General features: G+C 69.3%; 27 protein-coding genes and 1 pseudogene. 12 read left to right on the top strand and 16 right to left on the bottom strand.

All coding sequences use genetic code 11. The features are described from left to right. Nucleotides 1-158: 158 nt before the first annotated feature. Complete coding sequence (locus HUG12_RS13370) at nucleotides 159-602, bottom strand: VOC family protein (protein WP_179269246.1); 444 nt, start codon at nucleotides 600-602, stop codon at nucleotides 159-161. An 85-nt stretch (nucleotides 603-687) separates the two neighbouring features. On the opposite strand from HUG12_RS13370, the gene HUG12_RS13365 reads away from it, so the two are divergent. Continuing rightward, nucleotides 688-1,398 carry a DUF7117 family protein gene (locus tag HUG12_RS13365; RefSeq protein WP_179269245.1) on the top strand — a complete coding sequence of 237 codons (711 nt, stop codon included), beginning with the start codon at nucleotides 688-690 and terminating at the stop codon, nucleotides 1,396-1,398. A gap of 63 nt (nucleotides 1,399-1,461) precedes the next feature. Here HUG12_RS13365 and HUG12_RS13360 read toward each other — a convergent pair whose 3' ends face one another. Beyond that, nucleotides 1,462-2,349 (bottom strand): tetrahydrofolate dehydrogenase/cyclohydrolase catalytic domain-containing protein, encoded by an 888-nt coding sequence (locus HUG12_RS13360; protein ID WP_179269244.1) that lies wholly within the window; start codon nucleotides 2,347-2,349, stop codon nucleotides 1,462-1,464. A gap of 115 nt (nucleotides 2,350-2,464) precedes the next feature. After that, on the bottom strand, nucleotides 2,465-3,712 hold the full coding sequence (gene glyA, locus HUG12_RS13355; protein WP_179269243.1) for a serine hydroxymethyltransferase: 1,248 nt from the start codon (nucleotides 3,710-3,712) through the stop codon (nucleotides 2,465-2,467). Nucleotides 3,713-3,812: 100 nt separating this feature from the next. Here glyA and HUG12_RS13350 point away from each other — a divergent pair, with 100 nt between their 5' ends. Continuing rightward, entirely contained in the window at nucleotides 3,813-5,888 is a 2,076-nt protein-coding gene (locus HUG12_RS13350) for a hypothetical protein (protein WP_179269242.1), read from the top strand. On the opposite strand, the gene HUG12_RS13345 is transcribed toward HUG12_RS13350, so the two are convergent. Further along, nucleotides 5,885-6,067 (bottom strand): hypothetical protein, encoded by a 183-nt coding sequence (locus HUG12_RS13345; protein WP_179269241.1) that lies wholly within the window; start codon nucleotides 6,065-6,067, stop codon nucleotides 5,885-5,887. The two genes, HUG12_RS13350 and HUG12_RS13345, sit on opposite strands and share 4 nt — an antisense overlap. Nucleotides 6,068-6,220: 153 nt before the next feature. Between HUG12_RS13345 and tbsP the strand changes: the two genes are divergently transcribed. After that, nucleotides 6,221-7,039, top strand: coding sequence for a transcriptional regulator TbsP (tbsP, locus tag HUG12_RS13340; RefSeq protein ID WP_179269240.1), 819 nt, complete (start codon nucleotides 6,221-6,223; stop codon nucleotides 7,037-7,039). A 144-nt stretch (nucleotides 7,040-7,183) separates the two neighbouring features. Further along, nucleotides 7,184-8,875, top strand: a complete 1,692-nt coding sequence (locus tag HUG12_RS13335; RefSeq protein WP_179269239.1) for a YcaO-like family protein — start codon at nucleotides 7,184-7,186, stop codon at nucleotides 8,873-8,875. Nucleotides 8,876-8,964: 89 nt separating this feature from the next. On the opposite strand, the gene HUG12_RS13330 is transcribed toward HUG12_RS13335, so the two are convergent. Next, nucleotides 8,965-9,198, bottom strand: a complete 234-nt coding sequence (locus tag HUG12_RS13330) for a hypothetical protein (protein WP_179269238.1) — start codon at nucleotides 9,196-9,198, stop codon at nucleotides 8,965-8,967. Nucleotides 9,199-9,351: 153 nt separating this feature from the next. Between HUG12_RS13330 and HUG12_RS13325 the strand changes: the two genes are divergently transcribed. Genes HUG12_RS13325 through HUG12_RS13315 form a run of 3 tightly spaced genes read left to right on the top strand, consistent with a single transcriptional unit; the run spans nucleotide 9,352 to nucleotide 12,264 of the window. Continuing rightward, entirely contained in the window at nucleotides 9,352-10,827 is a 1,476-nt protein-coding gene (locus tag HUG12_RS13325) for a bifunctional metallophosphatase/5'-nucleotidase (RefSeq protein ID WP_179269237.1), read from the top strand. A gap of 31 nt (nucleotides 10,828-10,858) precedes the next feature. After that, nucleotides 10,859-11,284 carry a universal stress protein gene (locus HUG12_RS13320; protein ID WP_179269236.1) on the top strand — a complete coding sequence of 142 codons (426 nt, stop codon included), beginning with the start codon at nucleotides 10,859-10,861 and terminating at the stop codon, nucleotides 11,282-11,284. Then, nucleotides 11,281-12,264 carry a biotin--[acetyl-CoA-carboxylase] ligase gene (locus HUG12_RS13315; RefSeq protein WP_179269235.1) on the top strand — a complete coding sequence of 328 codons (984 nt, stop codon included), beginning with the start codon at nucleotides 11,281-11,283 and terminating at the stop codon, nucleotides 12,262-12,264. The genes HUG12_RS13320 and HUG12_RS13315 overlap by 4 nt, the downstream gene beginning before the upstream one ends. Here HUG12_RS13315 and HUG12_RS13310 read toward each other — a convergent pair. The 4 genes from HUG12_RS13310 to HUG12_RS21735 form a co-directional block, all read right to left on the bottom strand. Then, nucleotides 12,261-12,701 (bottom strand): universal stress protein, encoded by a 441-nt coding sequence (locus HUG12_RS13310; protein ID WP_179269234.1) that lies wholly within the window; start codon nucleotides 12,699-12,701, stop codon nucleotides 12,261-12,263. The two genes, HUG12_RS13315 and HUG12_RS13310, sit on opposite strands and share 4 nt — an antisense overlap. Before the next feature lie 173 nt (nucleotides 12,702-12,874). Then, the gene (locus HUG12_RS13305) at nucleotides 12,875-13,141 is read right to left on the bottom strand and encodes an elongation factor 1-beta (protein WP_179269233.1); all 267 of its coding nucleotides are present in this window, start codon (nucleotides 13,139-13,141) and stop codon (nucleotides 12,875-12,877) included. Between the two features lies 1 nt (nucleotide 13,142). Then, entirely contained in the window at nucleotides 13,143-13,328 is a 186-nt protein-coding gene (locus HUG12_RS13300) for an HVO_2753 family zinc finger protein (RefSeq protein WP_179269232.1), read from the bottom strand. A gap of 55 nt (nucleotides 13,329-13,383) precedes the next feature. Continuing rightward, complete coding sequence (locus HUG12_RS21735; RefSeq protein WP_246308052.1) at nucleotides 13,384-13,707, bottom strand: tripartite tricarboxylate transporter permease; 324 nt, start codon at nucleotides 13,705-13,707, stop codon at nucleotides 13,384-13,386. 223 nt (nucleotides 13,708-13,930) lie between these two features. Here HUG12_RS21735 and HUG12_RS13290 point away from each other — a divergent pair, with 223 nt between their 5' ends. Beyond that, entirely contained in the window at nucleotides 13,931-15,391 is a 1,461-nt protein-coding gene (locus HUG12_RS13290; protein ID WP_179269230.1) for a hypothetical protein, read from the top strand. Nucleotides 15,392-15,617: 226 nt separating this feature from the next. Here HUG12_RS13290 and HUG12_RS13285 read toward each other — a convergent pair whose 3' ends face one another. Next, the gene (locus HUG12_RS13285; protein WP_179269229.1) at nucleotides 15,618-16,667 is read right to left on the bottom strand and encodes a hypothetical protein; all 1,050 of its coding nucleotides are present in this window, start codon (nucleotides 16,665-16,667) and stop codon (nucleotides 15,618-15,620) included. A gap of 673 nt (nucleotides 16,668-17,340) precedes the next feature. Here HUG12_RS13285 and HUG12_RS13280 point away from each other — a divergent pair. The 4 genes from HUG12_RS13280 (at nucleotide 17,341) to HUG12_RS13265 (ending at nucleotide 19,990) form a co-directional block, all read left to right on the top strand. Then, a complete protein-coding gene (locus HUG12_RS13280; protein ID WP_179269228.1) occupies nucleotides 17,341-17,547 on the top strand; it encodes a hypothetical protein in 207 nt (68 codons plus the stop codon). A gap of 427 nt (nucleotides 17,548-17,974) precedes the next feature. Continuing rightward, a complete protein-coding gene (locus tag HUG12_RS13275; protein ID WP_179269227.1) occupies nucleotides 17,975-18,280 on the top strand; it encodes a hypothetical protein in 306 nt (101 codons plus the stop codon). Next, nucleotides 18,277-19,071 carry a hypothetical protein gene (locus tag HUG12_RS13270; RefSeq protein WP_179269226.1) on the top strand — a complete coding sequence of 265 codons (795 nt, stop codon included), beginning with the start codon at nucleotides 18,277-18,279 and terminating at the stop codon, nucleotides 19,069-19,071. The genes HUG12_RS13275 and HUG12_RS13270 overlap by 4 nt, the downstream gene beginning before the upstream one ends. 643 nt (nucleotides 19,072-19,714) lie before the next feature. Next, nucleotides 19,715-19,990 carry a hypothetical protein gene (locus HUG12_RS13265; RefSeq protein WP_179269225.1) on the top strand — a complete coding sequence of 92 codons (276 nt, stop codon included), beginning with the start codon at nucleotides 19,715-19,717 and terminating at the stop codon, nucleotides 19,988-19,990. A gap of 14 nt (nucleotides 19,991-20,004) precedes the next feature. On the opposite strand, the gene HUG12_RS13260 is transcribed toward HUG12_RS13265, so the two are convergent. The 6 genes and pseudogenes from HUG12_RS13260 to HUG12_RS13235 form a co-directional block, all read right to left on the bottom strand. After that, on the bottom strand, nucleotides 20,005-21,348 hold the full coding sequence (locus tag HUG12_RS13260; protein WP_179269224.1) for a tyrosine-type recombinase/integrase: 1,344 nt from the start codon (nucleotides 21,346-21,348) through the stop codon (nucleotides 20,005-20,007). 40 nt (nucleotides 21,349-21,388) lie between these two features. After that, a pseudogene (locus tag HUG12_RS13255) lies at nucleotides 21,389-22,276 on the bottom strand (tripartite tricarboxylate transporter permease); the annotation flags it as partial. Between the two features lie 157 nt (nucleotides 22,277-22,433). Next, nucleotides 22,434-22,772: a 50S ribosomal protein P1 gene (gene rpl12p, locus HUG12_RS13250; RefSeq protein WP_179269222.1), complete on the bottom strand. Its 339-nt coding sequence runs from the start codon at nucleotides 22,770-22,772 to the stop codon at nucleotides 22,434-22,436. Between the two features lie 18 nt (nucleotides 22,773-22,790). Next, nucleotides 22,791-23,828 carry a 50S ribosomal protein L10 gene (locus tag HUG12_RS13245; protein WP_179269221.1) on the bottom strand — a complete coding sequence of 346 codons (1,038 nt, stop codon included), beginning with the start codon at nucleotides 23,826-23,828 and terminating at the stop codon, nucleotides 22,791-22,793. Then, nucleotides 23,828-24,466, bottom strand: a complete 639-nt coding sequence (locus HUG12_RS13240) for a 50S ribosomal protein L1 (protein WP_179269220.1) — start codon at nucleotides 24,464-24,466, stop codon at nucleotides 23,828-23,830. Before HUG12_RS13240 ends, HUG12_RS13245 begins: the two co-directional genes overlap by 1 nt. Nucleotides 24,467-24,758: 292 nt before the next feature. Continuing rightward, a complete protein-coding gene (locus HUG12_RS13235; protein WP_179269219.1) occupies nucleotides 24,759-25,247 on the bottom strand; it encodes a 50S ribosomal protein L11 in 489 nt (162 codons plus the stop codon). Nucleotides 25,248-25,331: the final 84 nt, after the last annotated feature.

Raw genomic sequence — 25,331 nt, 5'->3', positions numbered from 1 at the left:
TCAGAACCAGTCGGGGCCGATTTCTCGACCAGCCGCGTGGGAACGGCTTCCTCTATCCTCCGCCGACGGTGTGGGGTCCGTCTGCATTGTACTCGGAGGAGGTCGCGCCCCGAGCATAAAACGACCGGTCGCACGGCATATTCGCCGACGTTCGACGGTCACGACCGGTGCTCGACGAGTTCGACCCACGCCCCCGACGGGTCCGCGAGGAACGCGATGCGGAGGTCGCCGAAGTCGGTCGGCTCCATCACGAACTCGACCCCCGTCGCCGCCATCGCCCTGTGGGCGGCGTCAGCGTCGTCGACGACGAACCCGAAGTGGAGGAGGCCGGTCGGGAGGTCCTCGACCAGCCCCGTCGCCTCGTAGGGCGCCCTGTCGAACGCGTACAGTCGCTTGTCGGCGACCTCCATCGCGGCGTACTCGACCGCGGTCGCGTCGTCGCTCCCGCCGGGGGCGCCCGTGCCCCCGCCGGAACCGTCCGCCCCCTCCTCGGGACGGTTCCGGTCGATCACCTCGGCGTCGAACTGCTGCCGGTAGAACTCGACCGTCTCGTCGACGTCCTCGACCTTCATCGCCACGTGGTAGAACTCCGTCGGCGTCATGGCCACACCTCGAATCGAAGGGGCAATGAACCTTCGCGCCCGGCGGGACGCGTGACTTTTCACGCGGGCGGGACTACCCTCGCCCATGGAGGTCCGCGGCGAGCGCGAGTGCAGGGACTGCGGGACCAGGTGGTCCTACTTCGAGACCGGGAGCGTCACCTGCCCCGAGTGCGGCAGCATGCGGAGCGTCGGCACGGGCGAGCGCCGGCGGCACACCGACGCGCCCGCGGAACTCGACCTCGACCCCGTGCTCGCGCGACTGGACGAGGAGCCGCTGGAGGGGCTGACCGACGAGGTGAAACGGACCTGTCGGTCGTACCTCCGCAAGCGCGGGTTCATCCGCGGCGGGGAGCTGAAACCCCTCGACGACGCCTACCTCGCGGCGCGGGAGCTGCTGCAGGCCGCCGACGTGTACGGGCGGCTTCGGGACCCGACCGACGACGAGGAGTGGTACGTGACGGCGCTGCTGCGCGCGGCCGACACCGGCGAGCGCCCGGCCGCCGTCGACGTGCCGGCGGGAATGCGCGAGGCGCGCGGACTCGCGGCCGCCTCGGCGGTGCTGGAGTACAGGCGGGACGTCTCCGCGCACCTCGAGGACCACCCCGACCCCGACGCGCGGACGACGCTCGGGTCGCTCCGCGAGCGCGCGAAGCGGGTCGAGGCGCTGGGCGGCGACGTGAGCCCGGACGAGTCGGACGCTCTCGTGGCCGCCGCCCGCGATGTCGGCCGGTACCTCATCACGGGAGAGGCCGACGCGCTGGCGGACGCACGCGACCGGCTGGAACGGTTCGAGTAGCGGTCGGGACCGACGGGTCGGACGGCCCGACGAGGGGAGCCACGCCGGTCGGACCCGTCGGCCCTACGGGAGCGGCACGTCGACGTCGGCGTCGAGGGCGGCCGCCTTCACGGTGTTGTACAGCAGCATCGCGCGGGTCATCGGTCCGACGCCGCCGGGGACGGGCGTGATGGCGCTCGCCTTCCGCTCGGCCGACTCGAACTCCACGTCGCCGACGAGCGTCGAGTCGCCGTCGCGCTCGACGCGGTTGACCCCCACGTCAACGACGACCGCGCCCTCCGAGAGCATGTCGCCCGTGATGAACTCCGGCACGCCGGCCGCGGCGACGACGACGTCGGCCCGACGGGTGTGCTCGGCGAGGTCGTCGGTCCGGGAGTGACAGACCGTCGTCGTCGCGTTGCCGCCCTCGTCCCGTCCGAACAGCAGGTTCGCCATCGGCTTGCCGACGATGTCGGAGCGGCCGACGACGACCGCCTCCTTCCCCTCGGGGTCGACGCCCGTCGCCTCGAGGAGTCGCTGTACGCCGTGGGGGGTGCAGGGCTTGAATCGGGGGTCCCCGGCGACGAGGCGGCCGACGTTCTCGGGGTGGAACGCGTCCACGTCCTTCGCGGGGTCGATCCGGCGGACGACCTCCCGCTTGTCGACGTGTTCCGGGAGGGGCAACTGGACGAGGACGCCGTGGACGGACGGGTCGTCGTTGAGTTCGTCGACGGTCGCGTACAGCTCCTCGGCGGGGGCGTCGGGGTCGACCTCGACGTGGATGCCCTCGATCCCCACCTCCTCGCAGTCCCGCTGTTTCATCGAGACGTACGTCTCCGAGGCGGGGTCCGCGCTCATCAGCACCGTCGCGAGCCCCGGCTTCACGTCCGCGCCCGTCAACGCGTCGACGCAGTCGGCCACGCCCTCCCGGATCCCGGCCGCGACCGCGTTCCCGTCGATGACCTCCGTCATGTCCCATCCACCGGGCGCGAGCCGTAAGTATCCTCTGGAACGTGCATACTGTCCGGACCTATTCTCCGTATATATGCAAGGATATGCACATAATAGCCGCGAGCGGCGGCCGGGACTACTCGTACAGCGGGTGGGCGTCGGTCAGTTCGGCGACGCGGTCGCGCACGTCGGCCACGACCGCCTCGTCGCCGTCCGCGTCCACGACGCGGTGGATGAGGTCCCCGACCTCGCGCAGGTCGTCCTCCTCGAAGCCGCGGGTCGTGAGTCCGGGCGTGCCGGCGCGGATTCCCGAGGGGTCGAACGGCGAGCGCGTCTCGCCGGGCACCGTGTTCGCGTTGAGGACGACGTTCGCGTCCGCGAGCGCGTCCTCGGCGTCGCCGCCCGAGACGTCGGGGTGCGACTCCCGGAGGTCCACGAGCACGAGGTGTGTGTCGGTGCCGCCCGAGACGACCTCGAGGCCGTCGTCCGCGAATGACTCGGCGAGCGCCTCCGCGTTGGCGACGACCTGCTCGGCGTACGCCTCGAACTCCGGTTCGAGCGCCTCGCCGAACCCGACCGCCTTCCCGGCGATGTTGTGCATCAGCGGGCCGCCCTGCCCGCCGGGGAACACGGCCGCGTCGACGTCGTCGGCGTGCTCCTCGCCCGTCATCACGATGCCGCCCCGTCCCGCGCGGATGGTCTTGTGGGTCGACCCGGTGACGAAGTCCGCGACGCCGACCGGCGAGTCGTGGACGCCCGCGGCGACGAGGCCCGTGATGTGGGCGATGTCCGCGAGGTGGTAGGCGCCGACCGAGTCGGCGACGTCCTGGATCCGCTCCCACTCGACCTCGCGCGGGTACGCGGAGTAGCCCGAGACGATCACGTCGGGTTCGAACGCCTCCGCCTGCTCGGCGAGCGCGTCGTAGTCGATGTAGCCGGTCTCCTCGTCGACGCGGTACTGCTCGACGTCGTAGAGCTGTCCGGTGAAGTTCGCGGGGTGGCCGTGGCTGAGGTGGCCCCCGTGGTTCAGTTCCAGCGAGAGGATCCGGTCGCCGGGGTCCAGCATGGCGAGGTACACCGCCATGTTGGCCTGCGTCCCGGAGTGGGGCTGGACGTTGACGTGCTCGGCGCCCCAGAGCTCCTTCGCGCGCTCCACGGCGAGTTCCTCCACGTCGTCGGCGAACTCACAGCCTGCGTAGTACCGGGCGCCGGGGTACCCCTCCGCGTACTTGTTCGTCAGGGCGCTCCCCTGCGCCTCGAGCACCGCCTTCGAGACGTGGTTCTCGGATGCGATCATCGACAGCGTCTCCCGCTGGCGGTCGACCTCGCCGACGAGCGCGTCTGCGACGGCGGGATCGACCTCGCGTACCTCCGGATACTCCATGTCCGCGCTCCGGTCGGTGAACACAAAAAGCCCGCCCCTCCCGGACGATGCGGCGACGACGACACGACTTTATGAAGTCGGTTCCGATGGCTGGTAGTCCATGCAGGTCGAGACGACCGACGACGGCATCCGCGCCGTGGACGCGGCGAAGACCTCGCTGACGGTCCGAACGGACGGCTGGATTCCGGACTCCGACGGGCCGTCGCTCCAGTCCGGGCTGACGGCGCTGGGGGTCGACGACTCCCGCATCCCGGACGCGGTCGTCTCGGGCCGGACGCGCTCGCTGACGTTCCCGCCGTACCACGCGACGGTCCGCACGCTGGACGGCGACGAGTCCGCGACGATCGGAAGCCAGCCCGACGCGCTCGACGTCGCGGACGGGCGGCACGTGCTCAGCGTCGACGGCGGCATCCGCGCGCTGGTCCGCTTCGACGGATCGGCGGTGGTCTCGCAGGCCGACTACGAGCGGCTGACCGTCGAGTTCCCGGTGCCCACTGCCGTCACCGTCGGCTTCGACGCCCGCGTCGGCGGCGGTCCCGGAACGATCACCGTCCCCGAGACGCCCGAGGGCGTCGCCACCGCGCTCTCGTTCCTCTCCGCCGGCTACCGGACGACCACGCCGGACAGGTCGTTTCCCACGATGCGGGGCCCGGGACCGGGCGTGAGCTTCGACGAGTCGGTGTCGGTGCCCGCGTCGATCCGCGACCGCCGCCAGCCGACCGAGATCGAGGTGCTGCTCCCGAGGGAGCTCCCGTACCTCGTCACGGCGGCGCCGCTCGTCTCGTATCTCGGCGCGGAGGTCGTCGTCGAACCCGGAGCCATGCCGGCGCTCAGGACGCCTGGCCTCCGCCACGAGTTCCCCGAACTCCCGCTGTTCCAGCGGGACGCGGCCGCGCTGCTCCGCAGGGTGTTCCTCTGTGACTGTCTCGTCCGGGGTGCGGGACCCCACGGCGAGCGGATCGACGGGGCCGAACGCCTCGACGCGCTCGGCATCGACGCCGGGACGGTCTACGAGTTGCCGCTCCCGGACCGCGTCGAGCGGTACGTGAACGCCCCCTTCGAGGCCGTCTCGTCGGCGCTCCCCGAGTGGCACCTGTCGATGTACGTCGAGCCGACCTACGAGCACGTCCGGACGCTCCCGCGGGTGCTCGAGGGGCTCCCGTTCGTCTTCCTCCCCGACGCCGAGGAACTGGCCGACACGGAGTGGCTCGACCGGTCGTTGCGCGACTTCTACCGGAGCGGTTCCCGCGAGGTGGCCTCCATCGACCTCGTCCAGCCGAACCTCGGGCCGGGCGACACCCACGGCTGGCTCGCGGACGGCGTCCCCATCGACGTGTTCAAGACGCTGCCGGAGGCGTACGAGAACCGCACGAAGTACCTCGACGCGGCCGGCGAACCCATCTCGGTCGTCGCCATCCTGAACGACGGCGCGATGCGCGATGAGTACGACGACGCCGCCGAGCGCTACCGCGAGCGCGCCGCCGACCTGAACATCGACATCGAGATCCGCGAACGGCTGACCGTCGACGAACTCGCGGCCGCCTTCGAGGAGCGCACCGACCTCCTCCACTACATCGGCCACTGCGAGACGGACGGCCTCCGGTGTGCGGACGGCAACCTCTCGGTCTCCTCGATCCGGGAGTCGAACGCCCAGACGTTCTTCCTCAACGCGTGCGGGTCCTACTACGAGGGGGAGGAGCTCGTCCGGAAGGGGAGCGTCGCCGGCGGCGTCACGTTCAACGAGGTGCTGGACAGCCAGGCGGCGACCGTCGGAACGACGTTCGCGCGGCTGATGACGCTCGGCTACTGCATCGAACGCGCGCTCGACGTCGCACGCCGGCGCATCATGACCGGGAAGGACTACGCCGTCGTCGGCGACGGCACCCACGTGCTCACCCAGTCGGACACGCTCGTTCCCCCCACCGCCGAGCTACGCGGCGACCGGGGCGACGAGGAGTTCCTCGTCACGTACACGGTCGACGGGCCCAGACTGCCCGGCGCCACCCACCACTGTCACCTCAGGGACGACCAGGGGTACAGCCTGCTCCGGACGACGGAACGGTACACGCTCTCCGAGGCGGAGCTGCGCGAGTTCCTGGCGTACTCCGAGAACCCGATCGTGTACGACGGCGACCTCAGGTGGCGCGGTGAGGTCGCCGACCTGCTGTTCGACTAGGGGCCCGTCTTCGTCCAACCCTCGCCGGTCGTCGAGACGAGCGAGTCGGCCGCCGCGGACCCGCTCGTCGCCAGCAGCAGGACGGACAGCACCAGCGCTGTCGCCGCTCGGGGGTGGTTCGCCACGGCGCGGGCCGTTCGCGTCTGTAGTAGTCTCCGTCCGAACGTGGTCGGATCCATGCCAGTAACAACCACACACCTGGTTAAATAACTTGTGACCGAGTTGCAATATAACGGCGTCCTCGGGCACGATAGAACGGCGGGGAGAACGCTTGATTCCTCGAGATTCCCGTTAGTATTAAATATCCCTCGTGTCCTTCTGTAGGCATACGCATGACCTCGAATTTACTGGAAGAGACGACCGATGATATCCTCCGGGCGGTCATCGAGGACGTCGACGGCGAGCTCGTCGTGGTCGATCCGTCGGCCGACGTCGTCGAGTCGCTCGTCGACATCGGCCTCGAGTACGAGGGCGACCTGCCGACGCTGAACGTCGTCGCCGACGAGCGGCTCCTGAAGGACGTGATGGACGACTTCATCGTCGCGTCCGCGGCCGCCGACCTCGTCGACGCCGGGGAGATGACCCTCCGCAACCTCCCGGACGGGGCGGACAACACGCTCCTCGTCGGCGAGGAGTCGCTGTACGCGCTCGTCTCGGCCGGCGAGCACGTCGCGGCGCTCGCGGCCGACGACGAGTCGTTCATCGCGGACGCCTACGAGACGTACCACGGGCTGTGGGAGGAGGCGACGCCGTTCAACCTCCGGACCCCGGCGCTCGGCCGGGTCCGCTCGACGCTCGGCGAGGAGATCGGCGAGAACGTCCAGGCCGACTTCGACGGCGTGCTCGCGTCCCTCGAGACGGCGCGGGGCGACGGCGACGGCCTCGACGAGGTGACCATCAGCCTGCTCGTGGCCGCCAAGAACGACGTGCTGCTGTACGACATCAGCAAGTGGGGCGAGGACGTCGGCATCGCCTCGAAGGCGACGTTCTCGCGCACCAAGACCCGGCTCGAGGACATGGGGCTCATCGACACCGAGAAGGTTCCCATCGACGTCGGCCGGCCGCGCCTGCGCCTGAAGCTCGGGGACGACAAACTCCGCCAGGCCGACAGCGAGGGGCTGGCGGGCGTCGCGCGCAGCATGCTGAACTAACCCCGGCTTCGACACGTCGACCGACCGCGCGTCGACCGACCGCGCACGCCCGGACGACCGACCGCCGGCGGCCGAACGGTCGCCGAACGTTCCGCCCGTCCGCGGACGCCCACCTTTTTGAACGCCTCCCCCGACGGGACGCGCATGGACGTCGCCATCGTCGGGCCGGACCCAGCCGCGACAGCGCTGCGGGAGGCGTTCACCGACATCGACGCGAACGTGATGGAGGTGGAGGTGGGGCTGCTGGACGGGTTCGACTTCGCCGTCGTCGTGGGGACCGCGGGCGAGGAACGTTTCCGGACCGCGAACGAACTGATCGCGGAGTGGATCGCAATCGAGATCGGCGGCGCGGGCGGTCGCCCGATCGAGGAGGTCGACGCCACGGTCACGCTGTTCTCCGAGGACTCCGGCTGTTACGACTGTCTCGTCGACCGCGTGCGCGCGAACGTGCCCGACGAGGGGGCGACCCCGCAGGGGACGAGAAGCGCCGTGCGCTTCGCCGGCGCGCTCGCGGGACGGCGGGCGATCCAGCAGTTCGGCGGCGCGGACCTCGGCGGGACGCTCGTCGAGGTTCCCGGCGTCGAGCGGTCGTTCCTCCCCGTCCCCGGCTGTGACTGCGGCGACGCCCCCGAGGGGTTCGAGCTCGCCCACCGGGAGGTCGACCTGGACGACGCGGTCGACCGGATGGACCGGGCGGTCGACGGCCGTCTCGGGCTCGTCACGGAGGTCGGCGAGCGGGAGTCGTTCCCGCTCCCGTACTACATCGCGCGGACCACGGACACGACGGCGTTCGCGGACGCCAGGTGCGCGGAGTTCGCCGCGGGCGTCTCCCCCGACTGGGACGCGGCGTACGCGAAGGCGATCGGCGAGGCGCTCGAGCGCTACTGCGCGGGGGTGTATCGCGCGTCTGACCTCCGGACTGGGCCGACCGAGGGCGTCGTGGACGCGGTGCCGGTCGACCGGTTCGTCCGGCCTGAGGACGCATCTACGCCGGACCCGGACGACCACCTCGCCTGGGTCCCCGGCGTCACGCTGGGGACGGGCGAGCGCGTCTCGCTCCCGGCGGAGTTCGTCCACTTCCCCCCGCCCGAACGGCGCCACAAGCCGCCCATCACGACCGGGCTGGGCCTCGGGAACTCGACCGTCGAGGCGACCCTCTCGGGGCTGTACGAGGCCGTCGAGCGGGACGCGACGATGCTCGCCTGGTACTCGACGTTCGAGCCGCTGGGCCTGGACGTCGACGACGAGGGGTTCCGGGAACTGGTCGCCCGCGCACGGGCGGAGGACCTGTCCGTCACGCCCCTCCTCTGCACCCAGGACGTCGACGTGCCGGTCGTCGCCGCCGCGGTCCACCGCGAGGGCGACTGGCCCCGGTTCGCGATGGGGTCGGCCGCGGACCTCGACGCGGGCGCGGCGGCCGCGGACGCCGCCGCCGAGGCGCTCCAGAACTGGATGGAACTGCGCGCGATGGGTCCCGAACGGGCCGACGAGGAGGAGGGCGCCATCGGAACGTACGCCGGCTTCCCCGACGACGTCCGCCCGTTCGTCGAACCCGACGCCACCATCCCGGCGGCGGACGTCGGCGAACGGGTCTCGGGCGAGGCGGAACTGGACGCCCTGCTCGGCCGACTCGACGCGACGGGGCTCGACGCCCACGCCGCGCAGCTCACGACCAGGGACGTCGCCGCGCTCGGCTTCGAGGCGGTCCGGGTGCTCGTCCCGGCGGCCCAGCCCCTGTTCACCGGCGAGCCGTTCTTCGGCGAGCGGCTCGGCCGGGTGGCGGAGTCGATGGGGTTCGAACCGCGACCCGACCGCGCGTACCACCCGTTCCCCTAGCGGCGGTCGGGAGTTCGACCCCTCGATCCGGTCGTACCGCTGCGGTACAGCCGGGTCGTTTCGCGAAGTGCGACCGTTCGTCTACCGGATTACGCGAAGCGGAACTGACTGGACGAGCGGAGCGACCGGACGAAGAAGTGGCTGTCGTGGGCCCACCCGTCGACGAGGTCGGGTACGTGAACTCCGTCGCGGACGCCGTCCCGAGAGCCGAATCCCTCCCGGGGCCCCAACTGCTTCGGTTCGTCGCGGTCGTACGCGTCGTCACCTCCGCCGTCGTCTCCACCGTCACCGTCCTCGTCGTCCGGATTGCCGCATCCGGCCACGGCGACCGTCGCGACGACCGAAGACGCGGCGAGGAAGCGTCTTCGCTTCGTACGGCATATTCGGGTACGGTTACCGATAAACGTGCGGATGCGGCCCCCTTTCCGATCCCGATGGCGTTTTGTCGCGGGAGCGGGAGCCCAAGACGACGCCAAATGGTTCGCTTTCTCCACTACTCGGACGTCGAGAACGTCTACGACGACCCCGAGAGGGCCGGCCGCCTGGCCGCCTGCATCGGCGACCTCGACGGCCCGGACGCCCTCGTCGTCGGGGCCGGCGACGACACCGCGCCCGGCGTGCTCGCGCTCGTCGCACGCGGCAGACAGGCGCTCGACTTCTTCGCCGCGGTCGGCACGGCCGTCGAGACGTTCGGCAACCACGACTTCGACTTCGGCCCGGACGCGACCCGGGAACTCGTCGCCGATTCGCCCCAGACGTGGGTCAGCGCGAACGTCCTCGACTCCGCCGACGACGAGGGGCCGTTCGGCGCCGCCGAGGGCGTCGTCCCGTGGACCCTCGAACGCGTCGGCGACGAGACGGTGGGCCTGTTCGGCGTCACCGACCCCGCGACCGACTCGCTGAACCCCTCCGCGGCGGACCTCGCGTTCACCGACCCGTACGAGGCGGCCGAGCGGGCGTCCGCCGAACTCCGCGAGGCGGGCGCCGACCGCGTCGTCGCCGTCTCGCACCTGGGCGGCGGCGACGACGAACTGGCCGGCCGAGTCGACGTCGACCTCGTGCTCGGCGGGCACGTCCACACCGAGCGCGCCGAACGCGTGGACGGCGTCCTCTGTACCCGTCCGGGCGTCAACGGCGAATCCGTGCTGGAGGTCGAACTGACAGACGACGGGGCGTCGGTGAGCCGTCACGACCCGGGCGAGTGGCCGGTGAACGACCGCCTCGCCGACGCGCTCCGCGAACGGATGCACGCGTCGGGCCTCGACGAGGTGGTCGGCCACGCCGACGAGCCCATCGAGCGCACCGAGGCGACGATCCACGGGGGCGAGTCCCGCGTCGGGAACCTCGTCGCGGACGCCTACCGCCACGCCGCCGACGCCGACGTCGGCCTCCAGAACGCGGGCGGCATCCGCCTCGGCGACCCCCTCGAGGGCGAGGTGACGCTGGCCGACCTCGTCAGCACGCTCCCGTTCGAGGAGCCGGTCGTGACCGCGGAGCTGACGGGCGGGGAGTTGCTCGACGCGTTCCGGCAGATGTCTGCCGCGGTCGTCGACTTCGGCGAACCCGGCTGGTGGCACGGCCACGTCAGCGGCGCCGAAATCGTCTGGGACGACGCGGAGCGGCGGCTCCTGGAGGCCCGCGTCGGCGGCGAACCGGTCGACGCCGACCGGATCTACCGAGTGGCCACCGCCGAGTACATCCTCCACTCCGACCACGAGTTCCCGGTCATCGAGGAGCGACACCGCGCGGGCGAGCACGGCATCCAGCACGACGTGCTCGCCGAGTACGTCGAGAGCGCGGGGCTCGCCACCCGGGTGGAGGGGCGCATCCGACGGGTTGAGGGGGCGGACGAGCCAACCGCCGGACTCGGGGAGGAAAAGGCGGCGCGGGGGACCGCCGACGCCGGCGGCGACTCCCGGTCGGACCCCCCAGTCGAGCCGACGGAGGAGTAGGGTTTAGTCGGTCCGTCGCGCAGTAGGGACAATGACGCTGGTGGTCGTTCCGGTGCGCTACCCCCTCTCGAGACACTCGATGGCCACGCTCTCGGAGGCGATTCGGATCGCCGACGAGCGCGACGCGGAGCTCACCGTCCTCCACGTGGACCTGTACCACGACAGCCACGAGGTGACGCGAACCGACCTCAAACGCGCCGTACAGCGGGAGTTTGGCGTCCTGCCGACGGCCAGGTACGTGGTCCGACGGGGGTTCCTCGTCGAGGAGACCATCCTCGACGAGGTCGCCGCCGAGGAGGCCGACGTGGTGGTCATCGGCGCGAAGCAGGCCAGCCGGTGGCGCCGGACGCTCCAGCGCCTGTTCTCGGACCCGGACGTGGAGTCGTACCTCCGCGAGAAGCTCGACGCCACGATCATCACGGTGGACGCCGAGCGGACCGCCCGGGGCGACGCGTGACGGCCGACGGCCTTCCGCCGACGCGGCGCGCCCTCCTCGAGGCGCTCGCCGAGGGACCCGTCGAGGGACCGGCGTTCGCCGAGCGGGCCGGGCTCACTCGCGCGGCGGTCTGGAAACACGTCGAGGCGCTCCGCGGGTCGGGGTTCGACATCGAGAGCACGGACCGCGGCTACGAGGTCGCGGGGGTTCCGGGCTACGACGGCCCCGCGATCGCGTACGGCCTCGAGGCCCCCGTCGCGGTCGAGTTCCACGACAGCGTCGGGTCGACGAACGATCGCGCCCGGGAGCTCGCCGCCGAGGGGGCGACCGACGTCGCCGTCGTCGCCGACGAACAGACCGACTCCCGGGGCCGGCTCGACCGCGAGTGGCGCTCCCCCCGGGGCGGCGTCTGGCTCTCCATCCTCGTCCGGCCCGACGTGCCGCCCGCCCACGCGCCCGCGTTCACGCTCGCGGCGGCGGTCGCCGTCGCGCGCGCCTGCCGCGAGGCCGGCGTCGACGCGCGGATCAAGTGGCCGAACGACGTTGTGGTCGGCGGGAGGGGCGCGCGCGGCGGGCGGAAGCTCTGCGGGATCCTCACCGAGATGGAGGGGGAGGCCGACCGCGTCTCGTGGCTCGTGGTCGGGATCGGGCTGAACGCGAACGTCGATCCCGACGACCTCCCCGGGGGGACCGACGCGACGAGCCTCGCCCGCGAACTGGGGCGGGACGTGGACCGTCGGGTCCTCACCCAGCGCGTCCTGGAGGAGTTCGACGACCTGACGGCCGACCCGGACTCCGTCCTCCCGGCGTGGCGCGAGCACGCGGACACGCTCGGCCGCCGCGTTCGGGTCGAGACGCCGGGCGACGTCGTGGAGGGGATCGCGGAGGACGTCGCGTTTCCGGGGGCGTTGCTGGTCGACACGGACGACGGGGAGGTCCGCGTCACGACCGGCGACTGCGAGCACCTGCGGCCGGCGGGCGAGGGGAGGGCCGGGAACTAGCCGGTCACCCGGACGGTCAGCACGGGAACCGACGATCCCCTGACGACCTTCTCCGCGACGCTTCCCAGCAGGAGCCTGTCGATTCCGCCGCGCCCGTGCGTGCCCATGACGATCAGATCACAGCCCTCCGTCTCCGCGTACCGGACGATCTCCTTGCTCGGACTCCCGTCGAGGATGGCGGTCTCGACCGGCACCTCGTAGTCGTCGCCGAGCGCCTCCACCAGCGCGACCGCGTCTTCCGCGTCCGCGCGGAGCATCTCGTCGATCCCCTCCCAGGAGGACTCCATCGGCATCCCCGCGTACGATGCCGAGTTGACGACGTACAGCGCGTGAACGGTCGCGCCGTGTTCCACCGCGAGGTCGACGGCGTGTCGCACCGCCCGTTCCACGCCGTCGGACCCGTCCGTCGGGACGAGGATGCGCTCGTACAGCCCCATGATAACGTCTGTCGTAGCCTGACGCCCCCACCTCTTAAGCGTTCGCCCGGAACCGGACCGCAGTCGTTCGGTTTTCCGTTTCGAATCGTAACGAACCCGCGTTCGGCCGCCGGGAGCCCGGACCCGTCGCCGTCGCTCGCCGCGGCGACGAATCCGAAAAGGTGCGTTTCCGCTTACAGCCGGCCGACTTCCTCGACCTTCACGCTCTCGATGCCCTCAACGTTCGAGAACGCCTCCTCGACCGCCTCGGTCCCGCCGGAGTCGTCGGGGACGACGACCAGCGGGAGCAGCGCGACGAGGCCGAACGCGACGTCCTCGCGCTCGACGTTCCGGATCTCCGCGCCCTCGGGGAGCGACGACTCCAGTTTGTCCCGGAGGTCGTCGAGGTCGATCTCGGGGCTCTCGGGCATCACCTTCATCTTCGCCGCGACCTTCCCCATCTCAGGGCCCCCGGAAGCCGCAGTCGGGACACTCGTACAGGTTGCTCTGCTTTCGGCACTTCGCGCACCGGAAGATACGGGTGCCGCAGTCGGGGCACTTGAACGCCGCGGCGCTCATGCCCGCGACGTTGATGCCACAGGAGACGCAGCGCCGGTCGGACGCCTGCTCTTGCTCTGCCTCGCTCATACGTACACGGACCGGGGCGCGGCTTTTAACGGTTGTCTTTCGTCCCCTCCGGCGGTCACAGCCCCAGCGCGAGCGGCCCCACGAGCACCCCCATCAGGTGGACCCGCTTGCAGCCGAGCCGGGTCGGGACGAACCCGACGGCCGTCGCGGCGGCGAACGAGAGCAGGCCGACGACCCCCGCGAAGCCCCAGGAGAGCAGTACCAGTCCCAGGAGGACGCCGACGACGAGCGCGTCCTGATTCGTCCGGCCGACCGCCCGCAACGCGGCGTCGCCGAGCACCAGCACCCCGAGCACGCCGGCCGCGCTCGCGAGGAGGACGACGACGAGCAGCGTCGGGAGCGCCGCCGGGACGCCGACGTCCGCCATCGCAACGAGCACGCCCGACCGCGGCGTGCCGAGCGCCGTGAACGCGAACAGGGCGAAGACGGCCTTCTGACTCGCGGGGCCACTGCGAACTGAGCGGACAACGTGCTGATCAACCGCGTCCCCCCCTACCGGGTACCCGGCACCACGAACCGCACCCCCAAAGCCATGCCGCCCATCCCGCCCCGGAGGTGGGCGCATGAGCGCGTCTGGAAGTCCCCCCGCTCAGGGGACTCCCGTGTCGTCGCGAGACACGCCCGTCCGGGACGACCGCTGGGCGGGCGACGGGCGCGAGGCGGACAAGTGGGCGCTGGTCGAGACGGCGCGAAACCACCCGGAGGGACTGCCGTTCTCCCGGTGGCTGGCGCTCACCTTCGGCGAGCCGGACGGCGCGGACCACGAGCTCGGGCGGGGGGTGCTGGCGGACGCGGGCGACCTGCTCCACTCGGAGGAGCCGACGGGGCGCGTGCTCGTCGGGACGCCGGACGGGGAGGAGATTCGAGAGACGGCGCCGGATTTGTGCTGGGTGTACCCGCGCTCGGCGCTTTACTTGACCGCGAACAAGCACAGCCCAAAACACGCAGACAGGACCGAGGTCGGCGAGCCACGTGGAGACGAGCCGAAGGCGAACGCTCGAGCGGCGCTGGGTCGGCGGCGGGTGGTGGAGACGGACGCGGAGCGGGGGCACCTGCTGGGGACGCTGGCGACGTATCGTGAGACAACCGAGGACAGGTACCTACGGTTCGACCGGGTGCGTGGGTCGGGGCCGGAGCACGTGTTGGCGCCGTACGCGACACGGTTCAACGCCCCCGAGCGAGTGGGTGCGGCGCGGTCGCGGTACGAGGAGGCGTGGGACGTAGCGGGGGAGCGGTACGACTCGGCGGTGGTGTTGACGCCGACGACGTGTCCGTGGTGGTTCGAGTCGCTGGCGGAGGCGGCGAGCTCGCTGTCGGCGGACGTGAATCGGTTGAAGTCGTGGCTGGCGAGTCCGTCACGGCTGGGTGACCGGCCGGAGTCGGTGGTAGTGTACGAGTGGGCGGATCGTGCGCTTCCCCATCCGCACATCATCCTGTTCGGGGTGAACTGGGCGGTGTCGGAGTCGGAGTTGTCGCACTACTGGTCTGCACGTCGAGATCGGGGGGTGGTGGTGGACGCGTGTCGGCTGCGGTCGCGGGGGCCGGGCGCGCCGTGGAGGTGGGCGAGCTCGGACGAGCGGCCGGAGGACGCGCGTGGGCGGGGTCCCCGGGCGTACTTCGGGAAGATGCTGACGGCGGCGGACGAGTTCGCGCGGGCCTCCCCGTCGGAGGTGCGTGCGGCCTCAAGGGCGCTCCGCCGCAGCGGGGCGAGGGGCGCCGTGGGCAGCCCGGAGCCGGGTGTGGGTGATGGGGCGGGGGCGGGGGTTGAGGGCGCGCACGGCGCCGATAGGGACGCTGACGGCGCCCTGGCGCGTGGGCGGCGGTGGTGGAAGCTGGCGTTGTACTGGGCGACGGGGATGAAGTGGTTTACGCGGTCGCCGTCGTTGGCGCGGGAGGACGAGTCCGCGGAGGATGAGCTGCCGCACGTACCGTGCTACGAGTTCGTGGGGGTGGCGAAGCTGGGGGAGATGCCGGGTTACGTACTCCGGGACGCGGTGGTGATTCCGCGTCGGCGTGGTGCGCCGGGGTCGAGTAAGCCGCCTCCGGGAGGCGGGGGGTCCTGATGCCGGCTTGGTCGAGGTGACCGTGGGGGAGCTGGCTGAGCACGACCCTCCGTCCTTACCGCCTGTTGGTCAGCCTCGGTTTCGGCCGAACCTCTGACAGTTATAGGGGGACGAGGGTAATCCATCCCGCGGTGCCACCTCGCCCCACAGACGCCCTGTGCGCGCCGGTCCATTCGCTCGGACAAGACACGTACCGTGACTCCTGTCGGGCTGGGGGTGATCGCGCTTAATTCAGATCGGCCACCCCTGATCGGAGTTCGGCAGTATCTTCAGTGTCGTTGGATGTTTTGTCTGCATACCCCAGGGCTGCGAACTCGGGAGAGGTGAACACGTCCTGGTCGAAGAGTTGTAGACTGGCCTCGGAAGGTGTAATATCGTCTACTTCGGCAATGATAAATGAGATAATTGGTTTCCTGAGTCGCAAAACTGAATATTTGGTCACACCGCTACCCATTATCCTTTCTCGAAGTACCCAATCGAGGTAGAAGTAATACGCTTCCTCGCTGATCTCCGTCATCCCCCGGATTTGAGTTAATTTGTACCAAGCAGAGAGCCCCGAAGCAACCTGGCTATTCCAGGCACGTATCGCGTATAACCGAGCAACACCTTCGTCCACACTCGGGGAACGGTACAAGAGCGCATCAACGGCCGTGGACCGCAACATTACAACAACCACTAATGTTACGGAAAGAACAACTCCAACCCACGTAGGAGGATTAGCCCATGCGAATGGGGGGGTACGAATACTAATCATAGCAAAAGCTACGCCAATGATCATCTCTCCATTCGATAGGGGGATTCCGGCTCGATCTGCGTGCGCTTGAGCCTCCTGAACAAGTTCTTTACCTGATCGGTCCATTTCTACATCAACTTCCCCTCGCTCAATGTAGTCGGCCCCACGTTGCACGACGTTCTCGCGGGTATTTTCGATAAAATCTCGGCTGAGATATAAATGAAGAAACCACTCAAAAATCTGTGAGATCGGGATTAGCCTCCCACTCAAATATGCGACTTCAGAGAGTCGAGAGAGAACCCAGTTGACCCCAACAAACCAAAGTGAAAGGTACACGGTCATGGCTCCTGTAGGAGATTTGCGAAGTTTGTAGAACATCCCCAGTATGGGAACTGAGATCAAACCTATTACTACTATTATTGGCCAATACCCGAAGAAGATGATAGTGAAATAAAGAAGGATGCCAGTAAACGTAGCGAGGCGGCCAAAGAGATGAACCGCAAATGGGATACCGAGGAGTACGATTATCGGCGAGTAATCCATTCGGTACTCGTGTTGTAGACGAACGTGATATAATTTCCGACAAATCCTATCAACCACGTTCTGGAACCAGAGCGATTCAGAATTTCGACGGTGATGCCTCACGGGGGCACCCATACAATTGAACAGGTTGAGCGAGGCCCCGAGGGTATCCTGATGCCCGATCGGGCGAGGTGGCCATGGGGAACTGGAGCAGCGGCGAATCACCCCGGCGTAGTCCAGCGGTGACGGTTTCGTTCACGCGGACCGCTCACGGATATGGGGTGTTGGGGTGTAGGCGTTCATGGTCGTTCATAATTCGAGGCCGGTCAGGCGGGTGCCCGTCTCGATAGGCGTGGTATCGGTGGGGAGTTGGAGCAGTGGCACGGCCATGCTAGCGGGCATCCACCCGCCCATACTGCGCTGGTGGTGTACCTGGGTGCGAGAGAGCGCGAGGACGGCCTCGACACCGAGCCCACTGCGTTCTATGCGCGCCGGTCGGAAGGTGTGGCGAGCCATCCCCCCTGGGGATGTCCTGCTGCCGGATTCGGGCATGGAGCGTCCCACAGCGGTTATATTCGCCCAAATCGATGGTACACATAGGCGGTAGTTAGCAATGGTAGATTCCTCATCTTCATCTTCAGAGTCAGAGTCTGTGTCTTCGGACGGGGTGCCGGGCGGTGACGAGGTCGAGCGGATGGATCGGGACGAGGTGCTGGCGCTTGTGGAGTTAGCGCTGCGCGAGTCCGCGCGGAAGGTCGAGTCGGGTCGCGTCAGGTCGCCGGCGAATGAACGTGTCAGGATCTCGTGGGTGAAGGCGACGTGCAACGCGGCGTCGACGTGGCGCCTGCTTGCGCGCGACGAGGAGGAGGCGGACTCCGAGCCCGACCCCTTCCAATTTTGAGCGACATGCGGCCGTCGTGACAAGTCGGCGGGTGCGAATACGACCGTATTCGCCTCGGAATACGTCCTCGTCCTCGGGCGCTGCTGGAGCCCCGGTGCGCCCCACCACTGCCGTCGAGCTGTCCGAGGATGGTACTCACGCCCGCCGGGGTGGGGGCCGCCCACAGGCGACGAGACGGGGCCGGCGGCGGCGACAACGTGGGACGCTGATGCCGACGCCGGCGCCGGTGGTGGGGGGTGTGGTTGTATCGGTCGTAAGACAGGAATAGTGTCCGGTCTACGTCTGTCTGCCATGTGGGTACTATCCGTATAATGGTACTTATGGTCGTGTGCGACGTAGGAGTTTCCAAGCCACGAGTCGCGCCGTTGGCGTTGCCGCTGCGAACGACGAGACGAGACGGTCGGACCACTCTGGCCCCCACCCGACCATGACCAAGAACATCACTGTTCCCAATTCGACGCTCGAACAGCTCGCTCACCACCGCCGTCCGGGAGAAACGCTCGGCGCGACCATCACGCGCCTCCTGAATGAGCTCGATCCGGACCCGCTCGCCGCGCCCGCCCCGGACCGGCTCGCCGAGTCGGTGCTGACCGTCCGCGATCTGCGCGCCCTCGAGGAGCGCGGCTACTCCCCGACGGAGTATCTCGAGGTCGAGTTCGATCTTGACCCCGCGGACTTCAACGGCGACGCCGACGCCTTGCGCGAGGCGCTCAGCGAGGCCCGTCGCGAATGAGCACGGACGGGCGCCCGGCGGACGCTGACACGTGGGGCCTCACGGCCGAGGCCGCCCGCGCGGCGGTCGCGGAGCGCGCGGACGTTCCCGGGCGGCCACCCGCGTCGACGAAGACCGAGCACTCGATCTGCCGCGCGATCGACTACCTCCAGGAGCGCGGCGAGGCGACGGGCGGCGAGCTCCGAACCTTCTTCACATCCCACGGCGTGAGCGCGCCGCAGCAGGGGCAGTACGTCGAGGCTCGGCAGTGGTGGTCCGACGTGGGCGACCCGGCGCTCCGTACGCTTCCGGGCGTCGAGGCCGACGAGTCCGTCGGCTACCGCTTCGCTGCCGATGGCGTCGACCCGGACGCGTTCGACCCCGAGCACGTGGTTCCCCTGTCTGAGATTCGTGACCGGCTCCGCCCTCGCGTGGAGCGCGTGCTGGATGAGCACCGCGTTCCCCTCCGTGGGCGTGACGGCCGCGCGCCGCGGCAGGCGTTCGTTGACCTCGTTCGCGACGTTCGCGAGCGCGGGCCGCTCACGAGCGCCGACATCCGGGGGCTGCTGTACGACGCGGCCGCGGTCAAGCGGTACGACCGGCGGTTTGACGCCGACGCGTTCCTCGCCGAGCGTGAGGACGTGCTCACGGCGTTGCTCGACCGCGAGGAGGACGTGCCGCGTGCTCCCGGCGACATCCCCGTGTCCAGCTACGCGGACGTGCTGGCGGCCGAGGAGGAGGTTGCTCGCGAGCCGGTCACGCGGTGGTCGGTCCCCCCCGAGGCCGCCCAAGACGAGGTGCGCGCCGAGTAAGCGTGGAGTGGGGGGAGATGCGTCGCCCACCCGCCTGCCATGCGATGACCCCCACGTGTGTGGGGCGAGCAAAGCGCGGGCGGTCATACCACTTGCTGAACAGGTAAGTGTACCGCGGACTAACCGGCGTCATGTTCCCCCACGGTGTGGTCGCGTGACGTGCTCATCGCACGTCATGTGATCCCCCATACGTCGTTTGCTCATTGACGTAGTGGCAGGCGTGGCGGGTATCACAGTCCGCCACGTCCCTCGGGGATAGTCCTCGCGTGGAGGCCGCAGCGGCGCTGCTTTTCTCCCCTCGCTTCCACTCCCACTCCCCCGTCTACCCCCGCGCGGGGACGGTCCCCACTCTTCTCCTCACCACAGGGCAATCCAGGTTGTATTACAACACAAGTTGAGTTTCCAGGTCCGATAACGGTTATTACGGGTGCCGTGGGAGGTTCGGATGAAGCGACTCAGAACGCGAGCGCACGGAAAACGCCGTCCGAGGTCCCTCGTCCACACGGGGGAAACTGACCTCGGACGCACGACGACGAGCCAGCCTTGAGGTGACTCAGTTTCATCAACGGAGCCGAGTCTCTAAGCCTTTCCGGTTGGGTCGATGTCCGGGTTTCGGCCGTTAGACTGGTCGTTTCGGCCACAAATGAGCGGAAATACGAATGAAGTTCGAAACGGGAGCGGACACCTGAACGCGGCGGACGCGGCGGACCCACTGCTGTTCTTCCGCGAGGACCCGGAGGCGGTGCTGGCGAAGACTGCCGAGTGGGAGGACGACGGCGAGGACGAGATTGCGGCCGCTATTCGCTACGTGACGGCCGTATCGTGCGGCGAGTGTCCCGACGCGGTAGACGCGGCCGTAGCGGGGTTCCCGCTGCCGCCGCGGTGCGGCGGTCCCGGGCCGGACGGAGGACCGGTGTGATGGCCGCTGCCGCGTTAGGGGTTGCCCGCCGCGTAAAATGCGTCGAGCCACGCCTCGGGGTCGGCGCCGGCCTCCCGGAAGGCTGCGGCGACCCGAGCACCGAACTCGTCGCCGTCGGCGTAGGCGGCGAGGCCAACGTCGGCGGCCTCGTCCCGCCGAGCAGCAAGCTGTTCCTCGAAGTCGTCGCTCGGGCCGAACACTTCCTGGCAACTCGGGCACTGCCGCCAGTGGCTGTCGAGGAGTTCGCCGCAGGTTGGGCAGGTGTCGGGCGTGAACGATTTTGGTTCCTCGGCGTCCCGGTAGCCCGTCTTCTCCTCGGCCTTCCGGATGTAGTCGTCGTTGACCAAGTGCTGGTACGTCTGTTCGAGGGTGGTGCTGGTTTCGCTGTGGCCCATCAGCATCCGGATCGTGTCGTTGTCGAGGTTGCAGTCTCGGTTCAGCACCGTCGCGCAGTAGTTCCGGAAGTTGGTGGGGTCCACCGGCTTCGTGACGCCGGCCTGCTCGGCAATCCGCTGGAGGGCCTGTTGGGCGGACGATTCGGCCCAGTGGTCGTCGGGATCGGTCTTCCAGTGGGACGGATCACCGATGAACAGCCACGCGTTAGGGTCGTCCCCCTCGGGGTGGTACAGCAACCAGTCGCGAACGTACTTCCGGGCGCCGAAGATGGGCCGCCTTCGACCACGGCAGCGCGCCCCTTTCAACCCGCCATACTCCTTGTCGTAGTCGGCGTTGAGGTAGATGGAGGCACTGCCGCCGTTCGACGGGTTCAGGTCCACATCTTTGATGCGGAGGGTCAGCAGGGCGCCGATGCGCTGGCTGGTGAAGATGAGCAATTCCAGAAAGGCGCGGTTGCGGACGGACGAGCCGCTGGCACCGCAGGCGCGACGGAGTGCGTCCACCTCCTCCTCGGTGAACAGGTCCGTCTCGTCGTGCCGGGGTTCGGACTTCGCGTTGTAGACGTGGATGTCGGCAGGGTCCACGCCGAGATCGTGGTAGCGGTAGAAGGTCTTCACGGCACTCTGACACTTACTCAGGGTGACTGCTCCCGGCGATCCTTCGGCGTCGTGGATGGTGTCCATCCAGTCGTTGAACTCGTCGGCGGTGCTGGTGGTCAGGTCCAGGTCCCGCTCGGCACAGTAGCGGCGGATGTCCGCCAGATAGGTTTCGATGGTGCCGAGGCTGAACGTCGTTACGTTCCCATCGTCGTCGCGGTACTTGTGCCGGACGGTCTTGTCGTCGAGGGCGTCGGCCCATTCGAGGAGGGCGTCGCGGTACTCGTCGGTGATCGTACCGTCAGCGGCGAGCGTTTCGATGGTCTTCTTTTCGCGGGCGAGGTCTTCGCGGGGGGTGGTGGCCATGGGAGGGTATCTCGCGTGGGTGTCACCGGCAGTGTGCTTAGGTGTTACTTCGCAGTGTTGCCAGTAGGACGAAGACGGCCGTCGCCGTGTTGGCGCCGCTGGTGGCGACGAGGTACTCCCGCGCCGGGTCCTCGCCGGCGGTCGCCGGCAGCGCGAGCGTCGAGGCGACGCCCGCGGAGACGCCGGGGAGGTAGCCGACCGCCGCTCCGGCGCCCGTCCCGGCCAGCGCCGCGGCCCCTGTCGACCGCCGGGCGAGCGCGATGCGCGCGTCGGCCTGCGGCGGGACGCCCTCGCCGTGCAGCGCGTCGACGAGGACGGGCGCGCCGAACAGCCCCGCGAACAGCGGAGCGAGGACTCCTCCCGACGGAAGCGGTCCCCCCGGGACGGCGTCGAGCGCGACCGCCCCGAGCGCGGTGGCGAGCGTCGCCGAGAGCAGTCCCCCCGCGCGAGCCACCCGGGTCGGCTCCGTCAGGAGCAGCGCGAGCACGACCCCGAGGAGGACGAGCGGGAGCCACGCCCGGAGCGTCGGATACGCCACCTCCATCGCGGCCGTGAGCGGCACGGCGGCCGGAACCGCGAGCGCGACGGCGGCGCCGCTGCCGAGCGCGGAGAGCCGGAGCGCCTCGCGGCCCCTCCCCTCGATGACCAGCCTGTGCCCAGGGAGCGCGCTCGCTGCCATCGCGGCGTCGGGGACCCCGAGCGCCAGCGCCGGGACCACGTCGAGGAACGTGTGGACCATCCCGGCCGCGAGCATCGCGCAGCCGAGCGCGAGCGGCGGCGCGTCGATCGCTGGCGCCGTCGCGGCGAGGAGGAGCGCGAAGTTGTTCGCGTGGAGTCCCGGGAGCAGACCACTCGCGGTGCCGAGCGCGCAGTCAGCGACCGTGTAGGCCAGCGGGAGGAGCGTCGCCTCCGGGAGGGCGGGGAGCATCGCGCCGGAGTGGTCCCGTTATCGGTCGTAAAGGTTCGCCGTCGCTCGGGTCACAGTCGGCGGTGCCGGTACCATGGTTCGGTCCAGTCCGTCCGAAAGACCGGCCGCTACGGGTCCGGGCGCGAAAGAAAATCGGAACTGCGTGTGGAGTGCCGCTTCAGCCGAACAGGTCGCCGAGGCCCTCGCCGCTGGCCTCCTCTTCCTCGTCCTCGTCGGCCGCTTCCTCGGCCTCTGCTTCCTCCTCGGCCTCGTCCTCCTCGTCGGCCTCGGCCTCCTCGGCGCCACCGGCGGCGCCGCCCGCGGCGCCCGCGGCGGGCGCGGCGGCGGCCGTCTCGATGGCCTCCTCGATGTCGACGTCCTCCAGCGCGGCGACGAGCGCCTTGACGCGGGACTCCTCGACGTCGACGCCGGCGGCCTCAAGCACCGCCGTGACGTTGTCCTCGTTGATCTCTTCGTCCGTCTCGTTCAGGATGAGTGCAGCGTAAACGTATTCCATTGTTGTGAATCTCCGTCGTTATCCGAACATCTGGCCCAGGCCCTCGCCGGCGTCGCCCTCGTCGTCGTCATCGTCGTCGGGCTCCTCGGCGTCGGCCTCGGCTTCCGTGTCCTCGTCGTCGGTCTGTTCCTCGTCCTCGGTGGCCGGGGCGCTCGGCGCCTCGACACCCTGGAGCTCCTCGGGGAGCGCCTCCTCGTCGTCGACGGTCGCGGCGAGCGCGCGCAGCTGCGCGTCGGCGCGGGCGACGAGGTCGGGCATGAGCTCCTCGTCCTCGATGGCCGCGTGGAGCCCGACCGCCTTCGCCTCGCCGGCGGCCTTGCCGAGCAGCGCGCCGGCCGTGCGGTCGGTCGGGTACGCCGCGTTGACGGAGAGGTTCCGTGCGGCGGCGGCGGCGGACTGGACGTCCGCGCGGTACTCGTCCACGTCGATGGCCAGCTCGTCCGGCTCGAACAGCACGCCCTCGGAGTAGACGGCCTTCAGGTCGAGGCCGACCTCCTTCGGCTCGATGCCGAGTTCCGAGAGGACGTTCGCGAGGGTGTCGTCGACGACCTCGCCCGCCTCGAGCACGGTCGAGTCGGAGAGCACCTGGATGGAGCCCTCCTGGATGCGCGCGTCCGCGCCGGCCTGCTGGAGTTCCCCGACGAACGGGCCGGGGTCCACGCCGGTGTCCCCCTCCGGGATGACGATGTCGTTGGGGGTGACCTCGCCGGCGTTGATCGGCGCGGGCGTCTTCGACGCCTCGAGCTGCTTGTACAGCCCGAACGGGTTGTCGTTCGTCCCGATGAGCCCGACCTCGCCGGCGACGTAGTCCGCGAGCTCCTCGAGGCCGTCGTCGACCTCCTCGAGCGCGCGCGTCGACAGCGTGTTCCGGCTCATCCGGAGCTCCGCCTTCCCGTGGAGGTCGCGGCGCATCGCCTGCAGCTGCCGGCTCGGGATGCCGGTCACGCCGACGACGCCGACCGAGGAGTACCGCTCGAGGAACTCGCTGAGCTCCTCGACCTCCTCGCGCTTCCACTGGGGGATCGTCTCGGTCTTGCGGACGTCGCTCGAACTCATCAGACGGGCACCTCCACGGACGGCCCCATCGTCGTCTTGACGTAGATGCCGTCGATGTTGAGCGGCCCCTTCTCGAGGTCCGCCTCCAGCCGGCGGACGATGACGTCGATGTTGCCCGCGATCTCCTCGGCGGACATGTCCTGTGCGCCGACGCGCGTGTGGAACGTGCGCCGGTCGCGGGACCGAAGCTGGACGGTGTTTTTCATGCGGTTGACGGTCTCGACGACGTCGTCGTCGGGCTGGAGCGGCGTCGGCATCTTGCCGCGCGGCCCCAGGATGCGTCCGAGGGTGGACGCGACGTTCTGCATCATGTCGGCCTCGGCGATGAAGAAGTCGGTGTCGTCCGCGAGGTCCTTGGCCTCGTTCTCCTCGTCGGCGAGGTCCTGCAGGTCGCTGCCCGACAGGACGTCGTCGGCGACGTCTTCCGCACGGAGGGCGGTCTCGCCCTCCGCGATGACGACGATCTGGGTGTCCTGTCCGGTTCCGCCCGGAAGGACGACCTCGTCGTCGACTCGATTCGACGGGTCGTTGAGGTCCAGGTCGCGGAGGTTGATCGCCAAGTCCACGGTCTCGCGGAAGTTGCGAGGTGGGGCGTTCTCCAGCGCCTGGATCACTGCGTCCTCTATTGAATCTGCCATCTTTCACCTCCGTAGTACGCAGGAATGCTCCTACGGGTCAGTGAAACAGGCGTACGCCTGTCTCACCGGAACGGACGGTCATGCGCCACTTAAGACCGTCGAAGCGTTGAAGCGCGTGTGGTGCCCCCGCACGAGGGCTCGCGGCCGCACGGACCCGGAATTCGTCTACCCTGGACCGTGTGCTCGTCCTCGAACCCTCGGACCCCGAGGTCGTCCCGCTCCTCGACGGAGGACCCATGGTCCGACGGTGCGGCAGCTCCCGGGGCGGAAACGACGGAAACGGAGGGGAGAACTAGGCCGCCGCTTCTTCCGCGAGGACGTCGTCGTACTCGCCCGAGTCGACGCGCTCCTTGAAGGTGCGCGCGTCCTCGCCCTCGATGGTGACCCCGAGGGTGACGCAGGTGCCCGCGACCTCCTTGGCCGCGTTCTTCACGTCGTACGAGAGCAGGTCCGACTGCTTCTGCTCGGCGATCTTCTTCAGCTGTTCGACCGAGATGTCCGCGACGAAGTTCTCGTGGGGCTCGCCCGAACCGGTCTCGAAGCCGGCCTCGTCCTTGACGAGTTCGGAGGTCGGCGGGACCCCCACGTCGATGGTGAACGAGCCGTCGTCCTCGTACTCCACGGTGACGGGCACTTCCATGCCGTCGAACGCGGTCGTCTGGTCGTTGATCTCCTGCACGACCGCCTGCACGTCCACCGGGGTCGGGCCAAGCTCCGGCCCGAGCGGCGGGCCGGGGTTGGCCTGGCCACCGGGGACGAGCACTTCGATGGTTCCAGCCATGTCCCGAGAATCCTCCGCGCGGCGTTTAAGGGTTGTCTTTGCCCGTCGCGTTCGCGTGTGAACCGTTCGCGCACGTGCCGTCGG

This window comes from Halorarum salinum (assembly GCF_013402875.1).
GTDB classification, from domain to species: Archaea; Halobacteriota; Halobacteria; order Halobacteriales; family Haloferacaceae; genus Halorarum; species Halorarum salinum.
Note: the sequence above shows the minus strand (reverse complement) of the source record. Positions and strands in the feature narration are given on the sequence as shown.

Excerpts from the sequence above, each read along its gene's own strand:
- HUG12_RS13370 (WP_179269246.1), bottom strand. The coding sequence starts at position 602 with ATGACGCCGACGGAGTTCTACCACGTGGCGATGAAGGTCGAGGACGTC.
- HUG12_RS13365 (WP_179269245.1), top strand. The coding sequence starts at position 688 with ATGGAGGTCCGCGGCGAGCGCGAGTGCAGGGACTGCGGGACCAGGTGG.
- HUG12_RS13360 (WP_179269244.1), bottom strand. The coding sequence starts at position 2,349 with ATGACGGAGGTCATCGACGGGAACGCGGTCGCGGCCGGGATCCGGGAG.
- glyA (WP_179269243.1), bottom strand. The coding sequence starts at position 3,712 with ATGGAGTATCCGGAGGTACGCGAGGTCGATCCCGCCGTCGCAGACGCG.
- HUG12_RS13350 (WP_179269242.1), top strand. The coding sequence starts at position 3,813 with ATGCAGGTCGAGACGACCGACGACGGCATCCGCGCCGTGGACGCGGCG.
- HUG12_RS13345 (WP_179269241.1), bottom strand. The coding sequence starts at position 6,067 with ATGGATCCGACCACGTTCGGACGGAGACTACTACAGACGCGAACGGCC.
- tbsP (WP_179269240.1), top strand. The coding sequence starts at position 6,221 with ATGACCTCGAATTTACTGGAAGAGACGACCGATGATATCCTCCGGGCG.
- HUG12_RS13335 (WP_179269239.1), top strand. The coding sequence starts at position 7,184 with ATGGACGTCGCCATCGTCGGGCCGGACCCAGCCGCGACAGCGCTGCGG.
- HUG12_RS13325 (WP_179269237.1), top strand. The coding sequence starts at position 9,352 with ATGGTTCGCTTTCTCCACTACTCGGACGTCGAGAACGTCTACGACGAC.
- HUG12_RS13320 (WP_179269236.1), top strand. The coding sequence starts at position 10,859 with ATGACGCTGGTGGTCGTTCCGGTGCGCTACCCCCTCTCGAGACACTCG.
- HUG12_RS13310 (WP_179269234.1), bottom strand. The coding sequence starts at position 12,701 with ATGGGGCTGTACGAGCGCATCCTCGTCCCGACGGACGGGTCCGACGGC.
- HUG12_RS13305 (WP_179269233.1), bottom strand. The coding sequence starts at position 13,141 with ATGGGGAAGGTCGCGGCGAAGATGAAGGTGATGCCCGAGAGCCCCGAG.
- HUG12_RS13300 (WP_179269232.1), bottom strand. The coding sequence starts at position 13,328 with ATGAGCGAGGCAGAGCAAGAGCAGGCGTCCGACCGGCGCTGCGTCTCC.
- HUG12_RS13285 (WP_179269229.1), bottom strand. The coding sequence starts at position 16,667 with ATGGATTACTCGCCGATAATCGTACTCCTCGGTATCCCATTTGCGGTT.
- HUG12_RS13280 (WP_179269228.1), top strand. The coding sequence starts at position 17,341 with ATGGATCGGGACGAGGTGCTGGCGCTTGTGGAGTTAGCGCTGCGCGAG.
- HUG12_RS13275 (WP_179269227.1), top strand. The coding sequence starts at position 17,975 with ATGACCAAGAACATCACTGTTCCCAATTCGACGCTCGAACAGCTCGCT.
- HUG12_RS13270 (WP_179269226.1), top strand. The coding sequence starts at position 18,277 with ATGAGCACGGACGGGCGCCCGGCGGACGCTGACACGTGGGGCCTCACG.
- HUG12_RS13265 (WP_179269225.1), top strand. The coding sequence starts at position 19,715 with ATGAGCGGAAATACGAATGAAGTTCGAAACGGGAGCGGACACCTGAAC.
- HUG12_RS13260 (WP_179269224.1), bottom strand. The coding sequence starts at position 21,348 with ATGGCCACCACCCCCCGCGAAGACCTCGCCCGCGAAAAGAAGACCATC.
- rpl12p (WP_179269222.1), bottom strand. The coding sequence starts at position 22,772 with ATGGAATACGTTTACGCTGCACTCATCCTGAACGAGACGGACGAAGAG.
- HUG12_RS13245 (WP_179269221.1), bottom strand. The coding sequence starts at position 23,828 with ATGAGTTCGAGCGACGTCCGCAAGACCGAGACGATCCCCCAGTGGAAG.
- HUG12_RS13240 (WP_179269220.1), bottom strand. The coding sequence starts at position 24,466 with ATGGCAGATTCAATAGAGGACGCAGTGATCCAGGCGCTGGAGAACGCC.
- HUG12_RS13235 (WP_179269219.1), bottom strand. The coding sequence starts at position 25,247 with ATGGCTGGAACCATCGAAGTGCTCGTCCCCGGTGGCCAGGCCAACCCC.